The 1,192-nt window shown below is 53.3% G+C and carries 1 rRNA gene; it reads left to right on the forward strand.

Annotated features, from left to right (window positions below):
• Positions 1-21: 21 nt before the first annotated feature.
• A 23S ribosomal RNA gene (locus BM427_RS25105) occupies positions 22-1,192 on the forward strand; the annotation flags it as partial.

The following is a 1,192-nucleotide window of genomic DNA, read 5'->3' on the forward strand; positions in this document are numbered from 1 at the left end:
AGAAACATCTTCGGGTTGTGAGGTTAAGCGACTAAGCGTACACGGTGGATGCCCTGGCAGTCAGAGGCGATGAAGGACGTGCTAATCTGCGAAAAGCGCCGGCGAGGTGATATGAACCTTTGACCCGGCGATGTCCGAATGGGGAAACCCAGTGTGACTCGTCACACTATCATTAACTGAATCCATAGGTTAATGAGGCGAACCGGGGGAACTGAAACATCTAAGTACCCCGAGGAAAAGAAATCAACCGAGATTCCCCCAGTAGCGGCGAGCGAACGGGGAGGAGCCCAGAGCCTGAATCAGCTTGTGTGTTAGTGGAACGGTCTGGAAAGTCCGGCGATACAGGGTGACAGCCCCGTACATGAAAACGCACAGGTTGTGAGCTCGATGAGTAGGGCGGGACACGTGGTATCCTGTCTGAATATGGGGGGACCATCCTCCAAGGCTAAATACTCCTGACTGACCGATAGTGAACCAGTACCGTGAGGGAAAGGCGAAAAGAACCCCGGCGAGGGGAGTGAAAAAGAACCTGAAACCGTGTACGTACAAGCAGTGGGAGCCTCTTAATGGGGTGACTGCGTACCTTTTGTATAATGGGTCAGCGACTTATATTCTGTAGCAAGGTTAACCGAATAGGGGAGCCGAAGGGAAACCGAGTCTTAACTGGGCGTTAAGTTGCAGGGTATAGACCCGAAACCCGGTGATCTAGCCATGGGCAGGTTGAAGGTTGGGTAACACTAACTGGAGGACCGAACCGACTAATGTTGAAAAATTAGCGGATGACCTGTGGCTGGGGGTGAAAGGCCAATCAAACCGGGAGATAGCTGGTTCTCCCCGAAAGCTATTTAGGTAGCGCCTCGTGAATTCATCTCCGGGGGTAGAGCACTGTTTCGGCTAGGGGGCCATCCCGGCTTACCAACCCGATGCAAACTACGAATACCGGAGAATGTTATCACGGGAGACACACGGCGGGTGCTAACGTCCGTCGTGAAGAGGGAAACAACCCAGACCGCCAGCTAAGGTCCCAAAGTCATGGTTAAGTGGGAAACGATGTGGGAAGGCCCAGACAGCCAGGATGTTGGCTTAGAAGCAGCCATCATTTAAAGAAAGCGTAATAGCTCACTGGTCGAGTCGGCCTGCGCGGAAGATGTAACGGGGCTAAACCATGCACCGAAGCTGCGGCAGCGACACT

This window comes from Kosakonia arachidis (assembly GCF_900116535.1).
Classification (GTDB): Bacteria; Pseudomonadota; Gammaproteobacteria; order Enterobacterales; family Enterobacteriaceae; genus Kosakonia; species Kosakonia arachidis.